This is a genomic window from Acidovorax sp. BoFeN1, from assembly GCF_003345135.1.
Lineage (GTDB): Bacteria > Pseudomonadota > Gammaproteobacteria > Burkholderiales > Burkholderiaceae_C > Acidovorax > Acidovorax defluvii.
Genome location: NZ_QOZT01000012.1, coordinates 23,408 through 40,153, shown reverse-complemented (window position 1 = coordinate 40,153; position 16,746 = coordinate 23,408). Strand labels below are relative to the sequence as shown.

Annotated in this window: 17 protein-coding genes and 2 pseudogenes; 14 read left to right on the top strand and 5 right to left on the bottom strand. The window is 59.9% G+C overall.

The window, feature by feature from the left end; genetic code table 11:
• Positions 1-27: 27 nt before the first annotated feature.
• Both DTW89_RS04930 and DTW89_RS04925 read right to left on the bottom strand, forming a co-directional pair.
• Positions 28-690, bottom strand: coding sequence for a TetR/AcrR family transcriptional regulator (locus DTW89_RS04930; protein WP_114655120.1), 663 nt, complete (start codon positions 688-690; stop codon positions 28-30).
• Between the two features lie 231 nt (positions 691-921).
• Positions 922-1,536 carry a phasin family protein gene (locus DTW89_RS04925; RefSeq protein WP_114655119.1) on the bottom strand — a complete coding sequence of 205 codons (615 nt, stop codon included), beginning with the start codon at positions 1,534-1,536 and terminating at the stop codon, positions 922-924.
• A gap of 228 nt (positions 1,537-1,764) precedes the next feature.
• Between DTW89_RS04925 and rfbB the strand changes: the two genes are divergently transcribed.
• The 9 genes and pseudogenes from rfbB to DTW89_RS20040 all read left to right on the top strand — a co-directional run.
• A complete protein-coding gene (gene rfbB, locus DTW89_RS04920) occupies positions 1,765-2,868 on the top strand; it encodes a dTDP-glucose 4,6-dehydratase (protein ID WP_114655118.1) in 1,104 nt (367 codons plus the stop codon).
• Complete coding sequence (gene rfbD / locus DTW89_RS04915; RefSeq protein WP_114655117.1) at positions 2,865-3,758, top strand: dTDP-4-dehydrorhamnose reductase; 894 nt, start codon at positions 2,865-2,867, stop codon at positions 3,756-3,758. Before rfbB ends, rfbD begins: the two co-directional genes overlap by 4 nt.
• Positions 3,759-3,817: 59 nt before the next feature.
• Positions 3,818-4,015 carry a type II toxin-antitoxin system VapB family antitoxin gene (locus DTW89_RS04910; protein ID WP_111866461.1) on the top strand — a complete coding sequence of 66 codons (198 nt, stop codon included), beginning with the start codon at positions 3,818-3,820 and terminating at the stop codon, positions 4,013-4,015.
• Entirely contained in the window at positions 4,015-4,383 is a 369-nt protein-coding gene (locus DTW89_RS04905; protein ID WP_330862436.1) for a type II toxin-antitoxin system VapC family toxin, read from the top strand. Before DTW89_RS04910 ends, DTW89_RS04905 begins: the two co-directional genes overlap by 1 nt.
• A gap of 22 nt (positions 4,384-4,405) precedes the next feature.
• Positions 4,406-5,314 (top strand): glucose-1-phosphate thymidylyltransferase RfbA, encoded by a 909-nt coding sequence (rfbA, locus tag DTW89_RS04900; protein ID WP_114655116.1) that lies wholly within the window; start codon positions 4,406-4,408, stop codon positions 5,312-5,314.
• A gap of 7 nt (positions 5,315-5,321) precedes the next feature.
• On the top strand, positions 5,322-5,870 hold the full coding sequence (gene rfbC, locus DTW89_RS04895) for a dTDP-4-dehydrorhamnose 3,5-epimerase (protein ID WP_114655115.1): 549 nt from the start codon (positions 5,322-5,324) through the stop codon (positions 5,868-5,870).
• Entirely contained in the window at positions 5,870-6,697 is an 828-nt protein-coding gene (locus DTW89_RS04890) for an ABC transporter permease (protein ID WP_114655114.1), read from the top strand. Before rfbC ends, DTW89_RS04890 begins: the two co-directional genes overlap by 1 nt.
• Positions 6,687-8,099: an ABC transporter ATP-binding protein gene (locus DTW89_RS04885; protein ID WP_114655113.1), complete on the top strand. Its 1,413-nt coding sequence runs from the start codon at positions 6,687-6,689 to the stop codon at positions 8,097-8,099. Before DTW89_RS04890 ends, DTW89_RS04885 begins: the two co-directional genes overlap by 11 nt.
• A 36-nt stretch (positions 8,100-8,135) precedes the next feature.
• Positions 8,136-8,546: pseudogene (locus tag DTW89_RS20040) on the top strand (class I SAM-dependent methyltransferase); the annotation flags it as partial.
• A 108-nt stretch (positions 8,547-8,654) separates the two neighbouring features.
• Here DTW89_RS20040 and DTW89_RS19635 read toward each other — a convergent pair.
• Positions 8,655-9,104 carry a hypothetical protein gene (locus DTW89_RS19635; RefSeq protein ID WP_236637033.1) on the bottom strand — a complete coding sequence of 150 codons (450 nt, stop codon included), beginning with the start codon at positions 9,102-9,104 and terminating at the stop codon, positions 8,655-8,657.
• A 33-nt stretch (positions 9,105-9,137) separates the two neighbouring features.
• Between DTW89_RS19635 and DTW89_RS19630 the strand changes: the two genes are divergently transcribed.
• The 3 genes and pseudogenes from DTW89_RS19630 to DTW89_RS04870 all read left to right on the top strand — a co-directional run.
• The gene (locus DTW89_RS19630) at positions 9,138-10,979 is read left to right on the top strand and encodes a hypothetical protein (protein WP_236637032.1); all 1,842 of its coding nucleotides are present in this window, start codon (positions 9,138-9,140) and stop codon (positions 10,977-10,979) included.
• Positions 10,980-11,143: 164 nt separating this feature from the next.
• Positions 11,144-12,958, top strand: coding sequence for a hypothetical protein (locus DTW89_RS04875; protein WP_147277631.1), 1,815 nt, complete (start codon positions 11,144-11,146; stop codon positions 12,956-12,958).
• Positions 12,933-13,367, top strand: a pseudogene (locus tag DTW89_RS04870) (glycosyltransferase family 2 protein); the annotation flags it as partial. The gene DTW89_RS04875 and the pseudogene DTW89_RS04870, both read left to right, overlap by 26 nt.
• A gap of 39 nt (positions 13,368-13,406) precedes the next feature.
• Here DTW89_RS04870 and DTW89_RS04865 read toward each other — a convergent pair.
• Positions 13,407-14,587 (bottom strand): IS3 family transposase gene (locus DTW89_RS04865; RefSeq protein WP_114655109.1). Its coding sequence is split into 2 segments (ribosomal slippage): positions 13,407-14,341 and positions 14,341-14,587, totalling 1,182 coding nucleotides; the frame shifts between segments, so codons are not numbered across the junction.
• 93 nt (positions 14,588-14,680) lie between these two features.
• Between DTW89_RS04865 and DTW89_RS04860 the strand changes: the two genes are divergently transcribed.
• Both DTW89_RS04860 and DTW89_RS04855 read left to right on the top strand, forming a co-directional pair.
• The gene (locus DTW89_RS04860) at positions 14,681-15,025 is read left to right on the top strand and encodes a hypothetical protein (protein ID WP_114655108.1); all 345 of its coding nucleotides are present in this window, start codon (positions 14,681-14,683) and stop codon (positions 15,023-15,025) included.
• The gene (locus DTW89_RS04855) at positions 15,012-15,362 is read left to right on the top strand and encodes a hypothetical protein (RefSeq protein ID WP_236637031.1); all 351 of its coding nucleotides are present in this window, start codon (positions 15,012-15,014) and stop codon (positions 15,360-15,362) included. The genes DTW89_RS04860 and DTW89_RS04855 overlap by 14 nt, the downstream gene beginning before the upstream one ends.
• 131 nt (positions 15,363-15,493) lie before the next feature.
• Here DTW89_RS04855 and DTW89_RS04850 read toward each other — a convergent pair whose 3' ends face one another.
• Positions 15,494-16,579 carry an IS630 family transposase gene (locus DTW89_RS04850; protein ID WP_114655107.1) on the bottom strand — a complete coding sequence of 362 codons (1,086 nt, stop codon included), beginning with the start codon at positions 16,577-16,579 and terminating at the stop codon, positions 15,494-15,496.
• Positions 16,580-16,746: the final 167 nt, after the last annotated feature.

Genomic DNA, 16,746 nt, shown 5'->3' with positions numbered 1-16,746 from the left:
CTCGGTAGGGGTTGTTGCGCTTGGCGTTTAGCCATTTGCCGGCGCGTAGGCGGCCACGATGTGCTGCAGATGCGCCCGTTGTCCGTCTTCCAGATACGGCATGAGCAGGGTCAGCGCATGGTGCGCTCCCCGCTGCATTGCGGCCTGGGCGCTCTCGGGCTCGAGTGCGTGGCGTGGGTCCTGCACATATTCGAAGCTGAGCCAATAGGTCAGCACCACCACCATGCTGGTGGCCGTGGCCTTCTGGTCGCTCGCTTCGATGCGCAAGGCGCCTGCACGGCCCATGCCGTCAAGCATGGCTCGCACCGCGCGGGTCTTGCTTTTCAGGATGGTCTGGAAATGTGTTTCCAGCCGGCGGTTCTTGGACAGCAAGTCATTGAGATCGCGGTACAAAAAGCGGTATTGCCAGATGATTTCAAACAGCGTGTGCATGAAAAACCAGGCGTCCTCCACATTGCGCACGCTGTCGCCGGCACCCAGCAATTCGTTCAGCGCGTGTTCATACCGGTCAAAGAGCGCATTGATGAGCTCGTCCTTGGCCGGGTAGTGGTAGTAAAGATTGCCGGGGCTGATGCGCAGCTCGGCCGAGATGAGCGTGGTGGAAACGTTGGGTTCGCCAAACCGGTTGAACAGGTCCAGCGATGCTTCCAGGATGCGTTCGGCAGTGCGGCGCGGCGCTTTCTTCACCATGGATGCATGCCCTTTGATGTCGTTGTTTCTTGCTCTCTTGTGGCTACTCTAACCGAGCCGCATTTGCTGCAATGCAGCATCGAGGCGCAGCGCTGGCGCGGCTTGTGGGCGCATCGGCCTGGTTGCCGCGCTGCGGTGGAGCGTTGAGAGGCAAGAAAAAAGCGACTGCACGCACGGGCGTGTCAGTCGCTTTGACCCCAGAGGCCGGAACCCGGCATGGGCCGGTAGTGCTCAGTTCGCCGAGAGCGTATCTGGCTCGGTAACGGCCTTGGGGGCCGCAGGCGTGCGCGGCTTTGCAGCGGCCTTTTTGGCGGCAGCCGCTTTCACGGCGGGCTTGGCGGCTGCCTTGCGCGGGGCGGCCTTGGGTGCCACCGGTGCGGCAGGTTGGGCTTTCGTTGCGGTCTTGGCTGCCGGCTTCGCCGTGGTCTTTGCGCTTGCGGATTTGCCCACAGCCTTGGTCAGCGCCTCGATGCGTGCATGCAGCGCCTCGATGTCGCGGGCCGAGGGCACACCCAGCTTGCCGAGGGCCTTGGCCACACGCTCTTCAAAAATGTTCTCCAGCTTGTCCCACTGCCCCTGGGCCTTGGAGCCGATGTCGCTGGCCATGTGCGTCATGCGGTTGGTGGCTTCAGTAATCTTCTCTTCGGCCACGGCCTGCGTCTTGCGCTGAATGGTCATGCCTTCCTTGACCAGGGCTTCAAACACCTTGCCGCCTTCTTCCTGCGCCTTCGAGAAGGCCCCCAGGCCCGCCAGCCAGATTTGCTGCGCCGAATCCTTGACGGTGCTGGACAGTTGGGCATTGCTCTGCTTTTTGTCGTTGCTGGTCTTTTGCATTTTCTTGGCCATGGGGACTCCGGAATGGGTAAGGGTGGGTTGCCAGGGCCCCTTGCCGCTGGCACAAAAATGCACTTTACGCCGCGTGGGGCTGCCGGTGTAGGGGTGTGCTCCTAAAAGTGCAGTGGACGCGGCTGGCGCCGGTCGTGCCGGGCAAGCGCTGCGCTTGGTTACGTGCGTGCCGCGAGCGGGTGGGATAATTCGCGACTTTGCCGACAGGCTGCTTCCTCGGTTCACATCATGATTCTTGTCACCGGCGGCGCCGGCTTCATTGGCGCCAACTTTGTTCTTGACTGGCTTGCCACCTGCGACGAGCCGGTGCTCAACCTCGACAAACTCACCTACGCCGGCAACCTGCACAACCTGGCCAGCCTGCAAGGCGATGCGCGCCACGTCTTCGTGCAAGGCGACATTGGCGACACCGCCCTGGTGGCCCGCCTGCTGGCCGAGCACCAGCCGCGCGCCGTGATCAACTTTGCGGCCGAATCGCACGTAGACCGCTCCATCCACGGCCCCGAAGACTTCATCCAGACCAACGTGCTGGGCACTTTCAGGCTTTTGGAGGCCGTGCGGCACTACTGGCAAGCGCTACCAGCTATCAAAAAAGAAGCATTCAAGTTCCTGCATGTGAGTACCGACGAGGTCTACGGCACCCTGTCGGCCAATGCGCCCGCGTTTACCGAAGAGCACACCTACGAGCCCAACAGCCCGTACTCGGCCAGCAAGGCCGCCAGCGACCACCTCGTACGCGCCTGGCACCACACCTACGGCCTGCCCGTGCTCACCACCAACTGCAGCAACAACTACGGCCCGCTGCACTTTCCAGAAAAACTCATCCCCCTCATGATCGTCAACGCCCTGGCCGGTAAAAACCTGCCCGTGTACGGCGACGGCATGCAGGTGCGCGACTGGCTCTATGTGCGCGACCACTGCAGCGCCATCCGCCGCGTGCTCGAAGCGGGCAAGCTGGGTGAAACCTACAACGTGGGCGGCTGGAACGAAAAACCCAACATCGACATCGTCAACACCGTGTGCGCTTTACTCGACGAGCTGCGCCCCCGCACCGACGGGCAAAGCTACCGCAGCCAGATCACCTACGTCAAAGACCGCCCCGGCCACGACCGCCGCTACGCCATCGACGCCCGCAAGATTGAACGCGAACTGGGCTGGAAGCCCACCGAGACGTTTGACACCGGCATCCGCAAAACCGTTCAGTGGTACCTCGACAACGCCGACTGGGTGGCCAACGTGCAGACCGGCGCCTACCGCGAATGGGTGCAGACCCAGTACCAGGAAGCCCCAGCTGCTTCCTCGGCCACCGCCACCGCCCCCGCCAGCGCATGAACATCCTCCTCTTGGGCAAAGGTGGCCAGGTCGGCTGGGAGCTGCAGCGCAGCCTCTCGGTGCTGGGCCAAGTCACCGCACTCGACTTTGACAGCACCGAGCACTGCGGCGACTTCAGCAACTCCGCAGGCCTTGCCGACACCGTGCGCGCGCTGCGCCCCGACATCATCGTCAACGCCGCCGCCCACACCGCGGTGGACAAGGCCGAGAGCGAACCCGACTTTGCCCGCACCCTCAACGCCACCGCGCCCGGCGTGCTGGCCCAGGAGGCTGCCCGCCTAGGCGCCTGGCTGGTGCACTACAGCACCGACTACGTGTTCGACGGCAGCGGCACCCGCCCCTGGGTGGAAACCGATGCCCCGGCACCGCTGAGCGTCTACGGCCGCACCAAGCTGGAAGGCGAGCAACGCATCCAGCAGTCGGATTGCAAGCACCTGATCCTGCGCACCAGCTGGGTCTACGCCGCGCGCGGCGGCAACTTCGCCAAGACCATGCTGCGCCTGGCACAAGAGCGCGAGCGCCTGACCGTCATCGACGACCAATGGGGCGCGCCCACCGGTGCCGACCTGCTGGCCGACGTCACCGCGCACGCCATCCGCCACCTGCAGGCCCGCCCGCAGGATGCCGGCCTGTACCACTTGGTGGCCGGTGGCGAGACCAACTGGCATTTGTACGCAAAATACGTTCTAGCCCAGGCACAGGAAGCGCAAAAAGCTATCAAAATAAGAGCAAGTGAGGTGGCGCCCGTGCCCACCAGCGCCTTCCCCACGCCCGCCCGGCGCCCGCACAACTCGCGCCTGAATACCCAAAAACTGCAAGCCACCTTCGGCCTCACGCTGCCCCACTGGCAGCAGGGCGTGGCACGTATGCTGCAAGAGGCATTGGCATAAAATCGGCCATCACTTGATGCGATATTCGATGCATTGTGTGATGTCCATTGGAGGAACTCATGCGTACCACACTCACTCTTGACGATGAATTGCTCGCGCAGGCGCAGCAGATCAGTGGTTTGACTGAACGCACCCAGTTGATCCGCGAAGCACTCCGGGCGCTGGTGCAGCGCGAGAGCGCGCGCCGTCTGGCCCGGCTCGGCGGGACCGAACCCCAATTGCAGCCCATTCCCCGCCGCCGAGAGCCTCAAGCGTGATGTTGGTGGACACATCCGTGTGGATTGACCATTTGCGCCATGGTGAAGCTGAGCTGACGGCAGCACTTCAGGTCGGGCAGGTGGATATGCATCCATTTGTGGTGGGAGAGTTGGCCTGTGGAAACTTGCAAGCACGCGCTGAGGTGCTGGGCCTGCTGCAGGCGCTGCCCCAACTCCAGGTGGCCACCGACAAGGAAGTGCTGTTTTTTATGGACGCGCACGCGCTGATGGGGCGCGGCATAGGCTATGTGGATATGCACCTGCTGGCAGCCACCCGGCTGGGTGCGCATTTGCTCTGGACGCGGGACAAGAGGCTGCACGCCATCGCCGCAGAATTGGGCTTGGCGCATACCGAAAAAAAACACTGAATCAAGGTCATCAGTCCCCGCCATGAATACTTTCCAAACCACCCCAGCCACCACCCGCAAAGGCATCATCCTTGCCGGCGGCTCCGGCACCCGCCTGCACCCGGCCACGCTGGCCATCAGCAAGCAACTGCTGCCGGTGTACGACAAACCAATGATCTATTACCCGCTCAGCACCCTCATGCTGGCCGGCATTCGCGACATCCTCATCATCAGCACGCCGCAAGACACGCCTCGCTTCGAGCAACTGCTGGGCGACGGCAGCCAGTGGGGCATCCACCTGCAATACGCCGTGCAGCCCAGCCCCGACGGCCTGGCGCAGGCATTCATCATTGGCGAAGACTTCATCGGCAACCACCCCAGTGCGCTGGTGCTGGGCGACAACCTGTTCTATGGCCACGACATGCACCTGCTGCTGGGCAACGCCATGCAACGCCAGCAGGGCGCCAGCGTGTTTGCCTACCATGTGCAAGACCCCGAGCGCTATGGCGTGGCCGAGTTCGACGCCGCCGGCAAAGTGCTCTCGCTCGAAGAAAAGCCCGTGGCACCCAAGTCCAGCTACGCCGTCACGGGGCTGTACTTCTATGACAACCAGGTGGTCGATCTGGCCAAGGCCCTGGCACCCTCGCCGCGCGGCGAGCTGGAAATCACCGACCTCAACCGTCTGTACCTGGAGCAAGGCAGGCTCAACGTCGAAATCATGGGACGGGGCTACGCCTGGCTCGACACCGGCACACACGACAGCCTCCTTGAAGCCGGCCAGTTCATCGCCACGCTCGAGCGCCGCCAGGGCCTGAAGATCGCCTGCCCCGAAGAGATCGCCTGGCGCCAGCGCTGGATTGACGGGGTGCAGTTGGAGAAACTGGCCAAGCCTTTAGCCAAGAACGGCTACGGACAATACCTGCTGCGCATTGCCCAAGAAACCATCTACTGAGACCTGCATGCAAGCCACCCGACTCGCCATCCCCGACGTTGTGCTGATCGAACCCAAGGTGTTCGGCGACGCACGCGGGTTCTTTTACGAAAGCTTCAACCAGCGCGCCTTCAGCCAGGCCACCGGCACCGACTACCAGTTCGTGCAGGACAACCACAGCCGCAGCAGCAAAGGTGTGCTGCGCGGCCTGCACTACCAGATTCACCAGCCCCAAGGCAAGCTCGTGCGCGTGGTGCAGGGCGCCGTGTTCGACGTGGCGGTGGACATCCGCAAAAGCTCACCCACCTTCGGCCAATGGGTGGGCGCAGAGTTGAGCGCAGACAACCACCGCCAGCTGTGGGTGCCGCCAGGCTTTGCGCACGGCTTCATGGTGCTCAGCGATACCGCGGAATTTTTGTACAAGACTACCGACTATTACGCGCCAGAATACGAGCGGTGTATCGCGTGGAATGCCCCTGATCTCACAATTGATTGGCCGGACATTGGAATGGCGCCAGTGTTGTCTGCCAAGGACAGCGCAGGGTGCTCGTTGGCTAATGCGGACTGTTTTAATTAATGAATCCTCACGCTGAGCCACCTGCCTCGCTGCAGGGAATGTTTCGCACTTTGTGGGTGCATCGGCAATTAATTGCCAGAATGAGCCAGCGCGAAGTGATTGGCCGATATCGGGGCTCTGCCTTGGGACTGGTGTGGTCATTTCTAACCCCGTTGTTTATGCTGGCTATTTACACCTTCGTGTTCTCGGTGGTGTTTAAGGCCCGTTGGGGTGCTGGGGAAGAGTCGCGCACGCAATTCGCGATAGTCCTCTTTGCGGGCCTTATTGTTCATGCCCTGTTTGCTGAAGTAATCAACCGTGCTCCCCAATTGGTACTGGGTAATGTTAATTACGTAAAAAAAGTGGTATTCCCTCTGGAGATATTGCCGGTAGTACAGCTGGTCGCTGCAGTTTTTCATGGGCTGGTGAGTGTTGCGGTATTGCTTGTGGCAAAGTTTTTTTTCATGGGTTCGGTGCCCATGACTGCATTGTTTTTCCCGCTGGTTATCCTGCCTTTGCTGATATTAATTTTGGGGCTGTCTTGGGCGCTGGCATCCTTGGGCGTTTTTGCGCGTGATGTGGGGCAAACGATTGGTCTGATCACATCCGTCATGCTTTTTATGTCTCCGGTGTTTTTTCCCGTTGAGTCTTTGCCTGCATCATTGCAGCCATGGATGCGTCTGAATCCTTTGACTTTTATTATTGAGCAAGTGCGTGCGGTGCTGGTGTGGGGGCATGAGCCGCATTGGTCTGGGCTGTTGCTTTATGCGATTATTGCGGTGGCCGTTGCATGGTTGGGTTTTGCATGGTTCCAAAAAACACGCAAGGGTTTTGCCGATGTCCTTTGATACGCAGAGCACTGCGCCTGTGGCTATTCGTGTCAACGCGTTACACAAGTGCTTTCAAATCTACGCGACGCCCGGGCAACGATTGCGGCAGTTTGTTCTGCCACGTTTTCGGCGCTGGTTGGGATTGAAGCCCATTCATTACTACCGTGAATTTTGGGCGTTGCGTGATGTTTCGTTTGAAATAAAAAAGGGCCAAACAATCGGTGTCATTGGACGCAATGGCTCTGGAAAATCTACTCTATTGCAGATGATTTGTGGCACCTTGCACCCCACACAAGGGACCATTGAGGTGCAGGGCCGGGTTGCGGCGCTGCTTGAGCTGGGTTCTGGGTTCAATCCTGAATTCACAGGCCGTGAAAATGTGTTTTTTAACGCAGGAGTGTTGGGCCAAAGCGAAGATCGCACCCGCGAAAAATTCGCCGACATCGAAGCCTTTGCCGATATTGGCGACTTCATGGATCAGCCTGTCAAAACCTACTCCAGCGGCATGCTCGTGCGCTTGGCGTTCGCCGTGATTGCCCATGTGGATGCCGACATTCTGGTCATAGATGAAGCCTTGGCGGTGGGAGATGCTTTTTTTACCCAGAAATGCATGAGATTTCTGCGGGGTTTCATGCAGCATGGCACCGTGCTTTTTGTCAGCCACGACACCGCTGCTGTGAAAGGCCTGTGCAATCACGCCATTTGGCTCGACAAAGGTCAGGTGCGCGAGCAGGGTGATCCCAAAAGTGTTTGCGAGCACTATCTGCAGGCCTACTACGAAGCCCAGCAGGCCGACCTGGCGGCAGACGGCACTTTGCCCTCTGTCATTGCCTCACAGGATAAGGCCATTGACGTCTCGGAAAGCCCGGCCTTGAAAGCGGATGAAGCCCGTGCCGACCAGCGGCTGCCTTACCTGAATGCCAGCAACCTTCGCAACGATTTGCGCCTTTTTGAGTTCGATCCCGATGCTCCGTCGTTTGGAATGGGCGGAAGCCGTGTGGTGCGTGTGGACTTGCGCGACGACCAAGGGCGGGCTCTGGCGTGGGCAGTGGGCGGAGAAAACGTGGAACTTGCGGTGGAGGCTGTGGCCCTGCAGCATCTGCGCCGTCCGATTGTTGGGTTCGTCGTCAAAGATCGACTGGGTCAAACCTTGTTTGGTGACAACACTTTCGTCACCTACGAACACCAGCCTTGCGAGTGTAAGACGGGGCAGACCCTGAGTGCCAGGTTCCAGTTTCAGATGCCCCGCATGCCGGTGGGCGACTACAGCATCACCATTGCCATCGCCGACGGCACCCAGCAAGAGCACGTGCAGCACCAGTGGATTTTTGATGCGATCACTTTCCGCTCCGAATCCACCAGCACCGCCGCCGGGCTGGTGGGCATTCCCATGGCCCGAATTTCCATGGATGCACGATAGCAACACTCGATTGCGCCGAGCCTTTTCGTTTTTTTCATGAACTACATCACATCAGCCGCTCTGCTGGAGCCCCAGCATTTTTCTGTGCCCGCACCTTGGGCGGGGCATATCCCGTTTGGATCCTGGCTTGTGGCGGCGCAAAAGCCTGAAATACTGGTGGAGCTGGGTGCGTACTCGGGCATTTCTTATCTCGCATTTTGCCAAGCCATTCAAGAGCAGGGGCTGCCCACCAAGGCGTATGCCGTGGACACTTGGCAGGGCGACGCTCATGCTGGCGCCTACGGCGAAACTATCTACCAGACGCTCCAGCGGGTACACGACCCGCGCTATGCGGCGTTTTCAACCCTGCTGCGCATGACCTTTGATGAGGCTCTGCCGCAATTTGCCGATGGCAGCGTTGATCTGCTGCATATCGATGGCTTGCACACCTATGAAGCAGTACGCCATGATTTTGAAACTTGGCTCCCGAAGCTGTCGCCGCGCGGCGTCGTCCTCTTTCACGACACCAATGTTTTTCGCGATGACTTCGGCGTTCACCGATTGTGGGCAGAGTTGTCAGGACAATATCCCTCGGTCGACTTCGCCCATAGCAATGGCTTGGGTGTTCTGCTGGTGGGGTGTCGGCAGCCTGTTGAACTGCTGCAGTTGTGCAGTCAGGCGGCCAACCCGGACATTGCATTGAATCAAGGTGAAGCGCGCAGGGTTTTTTCCGTACTGGGTGCTCGCCTGGAGCAGCGAGCCGAAGTGCTCATGCTGCAAAACCAGTTGCATGACGCCAGTGAGCGTGAGGCCCTGCTGGAGAAGTCGGGCCAGCAGCGGCATCTGTGGATCGAAAACCTGGACCAACAAATACTCGCGCTGCAGAGGCGCAATGCGCAAGCCGAGCAAACCGTTGGCCAAGTGAACCAACAAATACTCGCGCTGCAGAGGCGCAATGCGCAAGCCGAGCAAACCGTTGGCCAAGTCAACCAGCTGCTTGAAATGCGCGACGTCGAAGCGCGCCATTTGAGTCAGCAACTTACCTCTGCAAACCAGCAGTTGTCTGATGCAAATCGGCAGCTTGCTGCAGAAAAGGCAGTGGTTCAGGAAATCTACGCCTCACGCAGCTGGCGCATTACGGCCGGGCTGCGTGCCGCTGGACAACTGGCCCGCCACTGGCAGGTAGGCATCCTGCTGCGTCGTGCGCGCAAAGCTGCAGGCTATGCGCTGCGGGGTGAGTGGCGGGCGTTAGCTGGTCGCGTTACTGCAGTGCGCCGTGAAGCCGCCATGGCACAGCAGTTGAACATCGCTCCCGGCAGCACGCGGCATGTGGGTGTTATGGCCACACGCCACACCTTGTTTGTTGCGCATTTGTTGGCACATGGCTTGCAAAAAGCAGGGTTTGCGGTTGACGTGATGACAGAGCCGCCCAAGGGGGGCTTTGTTCATGATGCTTACTTCGTCGTTTGCCCACAAATGTTCAAGCGCCTGCCACCCGGCGAAAAGCGCATTGCGGTCCAGATGGAGCAATCGGTTAGCTCGCGCTGGTTTACGCCCGATTACCTGAGTACCCTTGAAAACTCCCTGGCAGTCATCGATTATGCGCAAACCAATCTGCAGTTCCTGGAGGGGCGTGGCATTGCCTATCCCCACACCTTTCTGGTGCCGGTGGGTGGGTTCGCGGGCTATGGCGAATACCTGCGGCACAACAGTCTGCATGCCCAGGGGTTGGATGTGCCCTGCGATGTTCTTTTTTACGGCGACGTCAACGCCCCGCGCCGCCAGCAGTTGCTCGCTGCCATTGGCGAGCGTTATCAGCTGCGCATTGTGGGCAACCTGTTTGGCCCAGAACTGCACCGCGCCATGGCCAGCGCACGCGTAGTTGTCAATTTGCATTACTACGAGGGTGCACTGCTCGAAACCACGCGCATCCATGAATGCCTGTCGCTGGGCGTGCCGGTGGTCTCCGAAACCAGCGCCGACCAGTCAGAGCATTCCGCGTTGGAAGGTGCCGTGCGCTTTGTTCCGGTAGGCGATGTGCCCGCATTGCTGCAGGCCATTGGTGACGTGCTTGGCGCCAGCCCGCAACAAAGTGCCGCCGCTCAGGCTGCGCGTGAGGAGGCCGTTGCTGCCTCACAGGCACACTTTGAATTCATGCTCTACCGCATGCTACTGGCGCGGCGCTGGCTTGATTACCCGCAGTTTCAGGCACTCACGGGCACGACCCCACTGCCCGGCACGTGCCTGGCGCTGAGCTTGCCCGAAACCACCCATCGCCGCGCCATGTTCATCAGCCACCAGGCGCCCGGTGTGCAGGTGTTTGATGGCCTTCGCTACAGCCCCGGCTGGACCGGTTGCGCTCTCAGCTACAAATATTTGGCCCAGCAAGCCCTGACCGCCCAATGGCCGCAGTTGGAAGTCATGGAGGACGATGTGCTCTTTCTGCCCGACTACGCCGAGCACAAGGCGGTAGTGGATGCCTACTTGGCCCAGCACAGCGGACAGTGGGATGTGTTTGTGGGCCTGGTGGCCATCATGCACCCCGACACCCGCGTGCTGGGTGTGGAGCGGCAGGGCGGATTGGTGTTTGTAACCATCGACCGCATGATGAGCATGGTACACAACACCTACGCCCCCACGGCATTGCGCCTGCTAGCGCAGTGGGATGAAACCAACACCGACCCCGAAACCAACACCATCGACCGCTACCTGCAGACACGACAGCAACTGCGAGTCGTTACCACCCTGCCGTTTCTGGTGGGCCACCACGAAGAACTGCATTCTTCGCTATGGGGCATACAGAACAGCCACTACGCTGAAATCATTGCCACCGCCCAGGCCGCGCTGGAGGCCAAGGTGCAGGCGTTTGAGCAAAATGCACTGTGCCATGTGGGGGCGTAACCGTCTCTCGGCACAGCGGATACGGTTAGATGAAGTGCGGGAGGCTGTTCGCCCTGAGCTTTTCCAAGGGTTTAACCAGCGCCGCCTGAACGGCTTTTGAGTCATCAAAAGTGCTGATTAAAAGTGAAACTTGATGCTTGAAATAAAACAATAATCCATGCGCTATGTCTACTGACTTTTTGACTGCTTTGGCATGGTGCCTGGTGACCCTTGCGTGGGTGCAGGCCACGGGTATGGGCCTGTATGGGGCACTCATTTCAACAGCGCCCAAGGCTCATCAGGAACTGCCAGTCTTGCTGCGCATCTTCTTTCAGCAAACCTTGGGACTTACCGCATTCATCGGTGTTCTCGCCCTGTTGGCATTAGTGCATGCAATGACCGGGGAGATCCTGTGGCTGCTGTTTGGAACTTCCGGGCTGGGGGCGGCAGCTGCGTGTTGGCGCTGGATGAAAGGCAATACGCCTCGGTTTTATCCACCGAGCCTGCGCTCGGCGTCGGATGCCATTTTTCTGATAGGTATTTTTATTTTGCTCATGCTCAGGGCTTTTCAAGCCCCGGGGCATTGGGATGACGTGTCTTACCACCTTCCTCTCGCGCGCCTCTTTGTGGAGCATCACGGCCTGGCCGTCAGCGAATACCTGCGTTTCCCCTATTTCCCGGCCAATATGCAGCTGCTGTTTGGCGCCGGACTGTTGTTGTCGGGCAATTTGTTGGCCCAAATGCTTGCAACTCTGCCCGTCTTCGTTACCTTGGTCGGCCTGGTTGGGTTTTCACAATGGCTGCTGGGCTCCAGTGCGTGGGGTTATATCGCTGGTGCCCTCTATCTCAACTTGCTTCCAGTGCGAGAGACACTGGGGTTCGCCTACGTGGACTACGGGGTAGCGCTTTTTTGCACAGCGGCCCTTCTTGGCGTGGCCGTGTGGCAGCGCCATGGCATGCAGGGCAACCGCTGGCTGATTTTTGCCGGGCTGGCCGCAGGAGTCGCAGGGGGCATCAAATTGTTGGGCCTGGTGTTTGCCGCGGTTTTGGGTCTTGCCATCTGGGTCATCAGCCGCAAGTGGCGGGCGCCGTGGGTATTCGGGCTGGTATGTGCGGCTGCAGCAGGAGGTTGGTATGTGCGCAGTTATCTGCTGTCCGGTGACCCTGTGCACCCGGTAGGCGGACCAGTGTTTGGTTTTTATCTGTGGAGTCTGGAGGACCTGGTGTCGCAGCAGAATGAGCAGGCGCGTCATGGGGTGCCAAAGCACTGGTACAACTTCTTTGCAGCTTTTTCACATGCGCACCTTCAGGTCATCTGGGTCGCGCTTGTCGCCGTCGTGTTGGCTCCGCGTCTGCCCAGGCAAGTGGTGCTGCTTTGGGCTGTGCTGGTGATGTTCTGCCTCTTTTGGTTCAATGTGTCTCAGGTCAATCGATACCTGATGCCGGTATTGCCCCTGGCGTGCTTTTTGGCTGTGGCTGTTGCGCAAGAGCTTTGCCGCGCCACGGGATGGCCAGCGCTGTTGACACGCCGAATCCCCCGCCAGCGGGCGTTGTTGGTCACCATGGCGGTGTGGCTGGGGGTGATTTATCTCACCGCACCGCTGGCCCGGGAATGGCACAAGCAACCCGCGGTACGGGCCCAGCTCAATGCCCAGCCGGCCTACCTGCTGTCCAGAAAGGCCAATGAAGTCGCTGCGCAGTATGGCTGGCAGATGATGAATGTGGGCTATGAAAACGCCCATTACTTCTACAACGGCCAGCTCCTGGGCGACTGGTTTGGCAAAGACCGTTTTCCTGATTACGCGATTTTTCAGGATGGCAGCTGGCACATGCGGCCAGCCCCAGAGGTGCTGGCGCGCATGCAGAAAAATGACGTCAATCTATTGCTCATTCACAGTGGCTCCTTCGCTTTCGACGCGGCAGACTATGGTGAACATTTCGATTTGCTGCTGAATGCAGGGCCCGGCTATCTCTATGCAAAAAAACCATCTTCAAACTGACGCCCAGGGCGTTGCCAAAGTTGCGGTCATCATTCCTTGCTACAAGGTTGTCAGGCATGTGCTGGGGGTGATTGAATCAATCGGGCCACAGGTGCATGCCATCTATGCCGTGGATGATTGTTGCCCCGACGGGTCTGGCCGCTACATCCAGACGCACTGCCAGGACCCGCGCGTGCGCGTGTGCTTCAACGCCGAAAACCAGGGCGTCGGTGGCGCTGTCATGGCGGGGTACCAGCAAGCCATCGCGGATGGCATGGACATCCTGGTCAAGATCGACGGCGATGGGCAGATGGACCCGGCCCTCCTGGACGACTTCATCGCCCCCATCGTCCACGGCGAGGCCGACTACACCAAGGGCAACCGCTTTTTCGATCTGGAAGGAGTGCGAACCATGCCACCGGTGCGCATCTGAGGTGCCCATCGAATTTCGTCTTCCAGCGGGTCGCACTTATGCCGCCAGGGATTGCTGAGCAGCATGCTTGCTGATCCAGCTCTCGAAGAACTGAACTGGCGAGCTGTAGCCTAGCGTGGAGTGGCGGCGCCTCCGGTTATAGAACACCTCGATGTACTCGAACAAATCGGCCTGCGCGTCGGCCCGCGTTGCATAGGTCGTACCGTGCACCCGCTCGTTCTTCAAACTGTTGAAGAAACTTTCGGTAGGCGCATTGTCCCAGCAGTTGCCCTTGCGGCTCATCGACGCCGTCATGTCGTATGCGGTGAGCTTGGCGCTCATGGCCTGGCTGGCGTACTGGCTACCGCGGTCACTGTGAAACATCACCCCAGCTTCGGGCTTGCGCCGGAACCAGGCCATTGTCAGCGCGTCGGTGACGATATCGGCTGTCATGCGCGGCTTGATCGACCAGCCGACGACCTCGCGGTTAAACAGATCAAGCACGACGGCCAAGTACAGCCAGCCTTCGCCCGTCTGAATGTAGGTGATGTCGCCCGTCCACACCCGGTTCGGTGCCTCCGGCGTGAAGTTGCGCGCCAGCAGGTTGGGTGCCACCGGCATTGAATGTTTGGAGTCCGTCGTGGCCTTGAAGCGCCGCTTGTGGCGTGCCCGGATACCGTGCTCGCGCATCAGCCGCTCTACGCGGCGCAGGCCAATGCGCTGGCCTCGGCCCTGCAGTTCCCGGTGCATGCGCCTCGAGCCGTAGGAGGCCTTCACTTCGGCATGGATGCTCTTGATCAAGGCCACGGCCAGCGGGTCCGTCAAGCGCGTACGGTCGGGCGTGCCGCCACGGCGCCAGGCACGGTAACCGCTGATGCTCACGGTCAGCACATCGCACATGTCTGGCAGGGGAAATTCGCGGCGCTGCGCGTCGATCCAGGCGTACTTCACAGCGCATCCTTTGCAAAGTACGCCGTCGCTTTTTTTAAGATGTCGACGTGCATCTTCAGCTGCGCGTTCTCCGCGCGCAGCCTGGACAGCTCCATCTGTTCGGGCGTCACCGGCTTGGTACCGGGTGCCGTTAGCTTGCCGGCTGCCGACGCTTTCACCCAGTTGCGCAGCGTCTGCTCGACCAGGCCCAGCTCTTTGGCAGCCACCACGATGCCCATCGCCTGAGCGTGCTTGACGCCCTGCTCCTTGAACTCAGCCGTGTACTCTCGTTTCGGTATCTTCTTCACTTCTCGTCCTTCAAGTCTCAATATTAATCATCGAACCTTGGAAGACGAAAAACAGCGGGCAGCTCAGTTAGCGGCCTTCATATACGCAAAATCGTGGGTGAATTTCTGGTGAAGCACCTGCGCAACAGTGCCAAGCGTGTTTTTTACAACCACTATCTGCGCAACGTGTCCATTGCATCGCTGGAGCTTCCGCTGGGGGTGCTCCTGTTGCTCGCCGCTGTGACCTATGGGGGCTACCACTGGATACAGTCTGCCGCTGCCGGTGTGACCACCCCGGCAGGCACGGTCGTGCTGTCGGCCGTGCTGCTTTTGGCGGGGCTGCAATTTGTGCTCGCCTTCCTGGCCGCCGACATGGCGGCCTTGCCCACCCGGCCATTGCATTTGACCCAAAGTGTGCGGCTCGGCCGCAAAGAAAAGGTGCCCCATGACGCCCGTTAGCCTGGCCGCCATCATTGGCACCGTTTTCATGCTGGCGGTAGGTCAGGTGTTGTTCAAATTTGCCGCCAATGGCATCGACATTGCCCAAAAAGGCTTTGTGGGCGCTGTGCTGCTTAACAAGTGGCTGATCGTGGCCTTGGCGGTGTACTTTGTGGCCACGGTGCTGTGGCTGTTGGTGCTGCGCAAGGTGCCGCTGAACCTGGCGTACCCGTTCGTGGCGCTGGCTTTTATTTTTGTGCCCGTGCTGGGGCACTATCTGTTGGCTGAGCCGCTTCGTCTGCAGTCGCTGCTGGGAGCTGCGCTCATCGGTGCCGGCGTTTGGGTTTCGGTGCGCTGAAGGCATCGTAAGCCTACGGTCTGCCATCTTGCCCTGATATTTTGCGCTATGCAGCTGGCCCGCGCGCCATGGCAGCATGGGTTGCGCTCGCGCGCCCCTCGCTGCCTGCTTGGGCTGCGTGCCAAGTGTGGCTAGTGTCGTGAGTTAGAAGTTCGCAGACAAAATCTTTCGACACTCGCGAGGATGTCATCGGCAGTCTTTGACCAGACGAATGGTTTGGGGTCGTCGTTGTTGACCTTGATGTAGTGCCTGATTGCCTGCTCGAGTTGACGGGTTGATCGGTGGGTGCTGCGGCGAATGTACTTCAGCGTCAGAGTGGCGAACCAGCGCTCGACCTGGTTCAGCCAGGACGCAGAGGTCGGCGTGAAGTGCGCGTGAAAACGAGGGTGCCGAGTAAGCCAGTTCTTGATGGCGGGCGTCTTGTGTGTGCCGTAGTTGTCCATTACCAGGTGGATCTCCAGAGCCTGCGGCACATTGCTCTCGATGGTGCGCAGAAACTGCAGGAACTCGCTGCTGCGGTGGCGTCGATGAAGATCCCCGATGACGGCTCCAGTGGCGATGTCCAACGCTGCAAAAAGTGTCGTCGTGCCATGGCGCTCGTAGTCATGTGTGCGCCGCTCGGCGATGCCCGGAGCCAAGGGCAGCAGCGGCTGCGTGCGATCCAGCGCCTGGATCTGGCTCTTCTCATCCACGCACAACACCATGGCCTTCAGTGGCGGATCCATGTACAGCCCCACGATGTCGCGTACCTTCTCAACGAACAGCGGATCGCTGGAGAGCTTGAAGGTCTCCTGTCGATGGGGCTGCAGTCCGAATGCGCGCCAGATGCGCGATACCGCCGTCTGCGACAAGCCAGCTTCGCGTGCCATGGTGCGGGTGCTCCAGTGCGTGGCTGCTTGGGGCACGCTCTCCAGCGTCTTGGCGATCACAGCATCCACACGAGCGTCATCGAGGGTGCGCGGCGCACCAGAGCGAGGGGCATCAAGAAGTCCGTCTAGCCGATCCTGCACGAATCGGGCGCGCCACTTTGAGACGGTTTGGGGCGTCACGCGTTGGCGGCTCGCAACCACTTTGTTGTCGGTGCCCTGAGCACAGGCCAGGACGATGCGCGCCCGCAGCGCCAACGCCTGCGCGGTCTTGCGCCGCAGCGTCAGCGCTGTGAGCTGCTCAAGCTCGACTGGCGTCAGTACCAGTTGCGTCTTGGGTCGTCCACGCATTGCAGCCTCCTCGTGTGCACACGGTACACGATTGACTCGACATGCGATCACTAGTTCAATGAACTTCTAACTCACGACACTAGCGCTGAATCTGATTTCTTTTGCGTCAGGCTTCGAAGCTGTTGGGCTCCCTTTTCGTCAAGAAGCTCACAGTGTTGTAGATGCTC

What these genes read in the sequence shown, in the direction of transcription:
- rfbD (WP_114655117.1), top strand. Translation starts at nt 2,865, where the DNA reads ATGAACATCCTCCTCTTGGGCAAAGGTGGCCAGGTCGGCTGGGAGCTG.
- DTW89_RS04855 (WP_236637031.1), top strand. Translation starts at nt 15,012, where the DNA reads ATGACGCCCGTTAGCCTGGCCGCCATCATTGGCACCGTTTTCATGCTG.
- DTW89_RS04910 (WP_111866461.1), top strand. Translation starts at nt 3,818, where the DNA reads ATGCGTACCACACTCACTCTTGACGATGAATTGCTCGCGCAGGCGCAG.
- DTW89_RS04885 (WP_114655113.1), top strand. Translation starts at nt 6,687, where the DNA reads ATGTCCTTTGATACGCAGAGCACTGCGCCTGTGGCTATTCGTGTCAAC.
- rfbC (WP_114655115.1), top strand. Translation starts at nt 5,322, where the DNA reads ATGCAAGCCACCCGACTCGCCATCCCCGACGTTGTGCTGATCGAACCC.
- DTW89_RS19635 (WP_236637033.1), bottom strand. Translation starts at nt 9,104, where the DNA reads ATGGCGCGCTTCGACGTCGCGCATTTCAAGCAGCTGGTTGACTTGGCC.
- DTW89_RS04925 (WP_114655119.1), bottom strand. Translation starts at nt 1,536, where the DNA reads ATGGCCAAGAAAATGCAAAAGACCAGCAACGACAAAAAGCAGAGCAAT.
- DTW89_RS04890 (WP_114655114.1), top strand. Translation starts at nt 5,870, where the DNA reads ATGAATCCTCACGCTGAGCCACCTGCCTCGCTGCAGGGAATGTTTCGC.
- DTW89_RS04930 (WP_114655120.1), bottom strand. Translation starts at nt 690, where the DNA reads ATGGTGAAGAAAGCGCCGCGCCGCACTGCCGAACGCATCCTGGAAGCA.
- DTW89_RS04875 (WP_147277631.1), top strand. Translation starts at nt 11,144, where the DNA reads ATGTCTACTGACTTTTTGACTGCTTTGGCATGGTGCCTGGTGACCCTT.
- DTW89_RS04850 (WP_114655107.1), bottom strand. Translation starts at nt 16,579, where the DNA reads ATGCGTGGACGACCCAAGACGCAACTGGTACTGACGCCAGTCGAGCTT.
- rfbB (WP_114655118.1), top strand. Translation starts at nt 1,765, where the DNA reads ATGATTCTTGTCACCGGCGGCGCCGGCTTCATTGGCGCCAACTTTGTT.
- rfbA (WP_114655116.1), top strand. Translation starts at nt 4,406, where the DNA reads ATGAATACTTTCCAAACCACCCCAGCCACCACCCGCAAAGGCATCATC.
- DTW89_RS04905 (WP_330862436.1), top strand. Translation starts at nt 4,015, where the DNA reads ATGTTGGTGGACACATCCGTGTGGATTGACCATTTGCGCCATGGTGAA.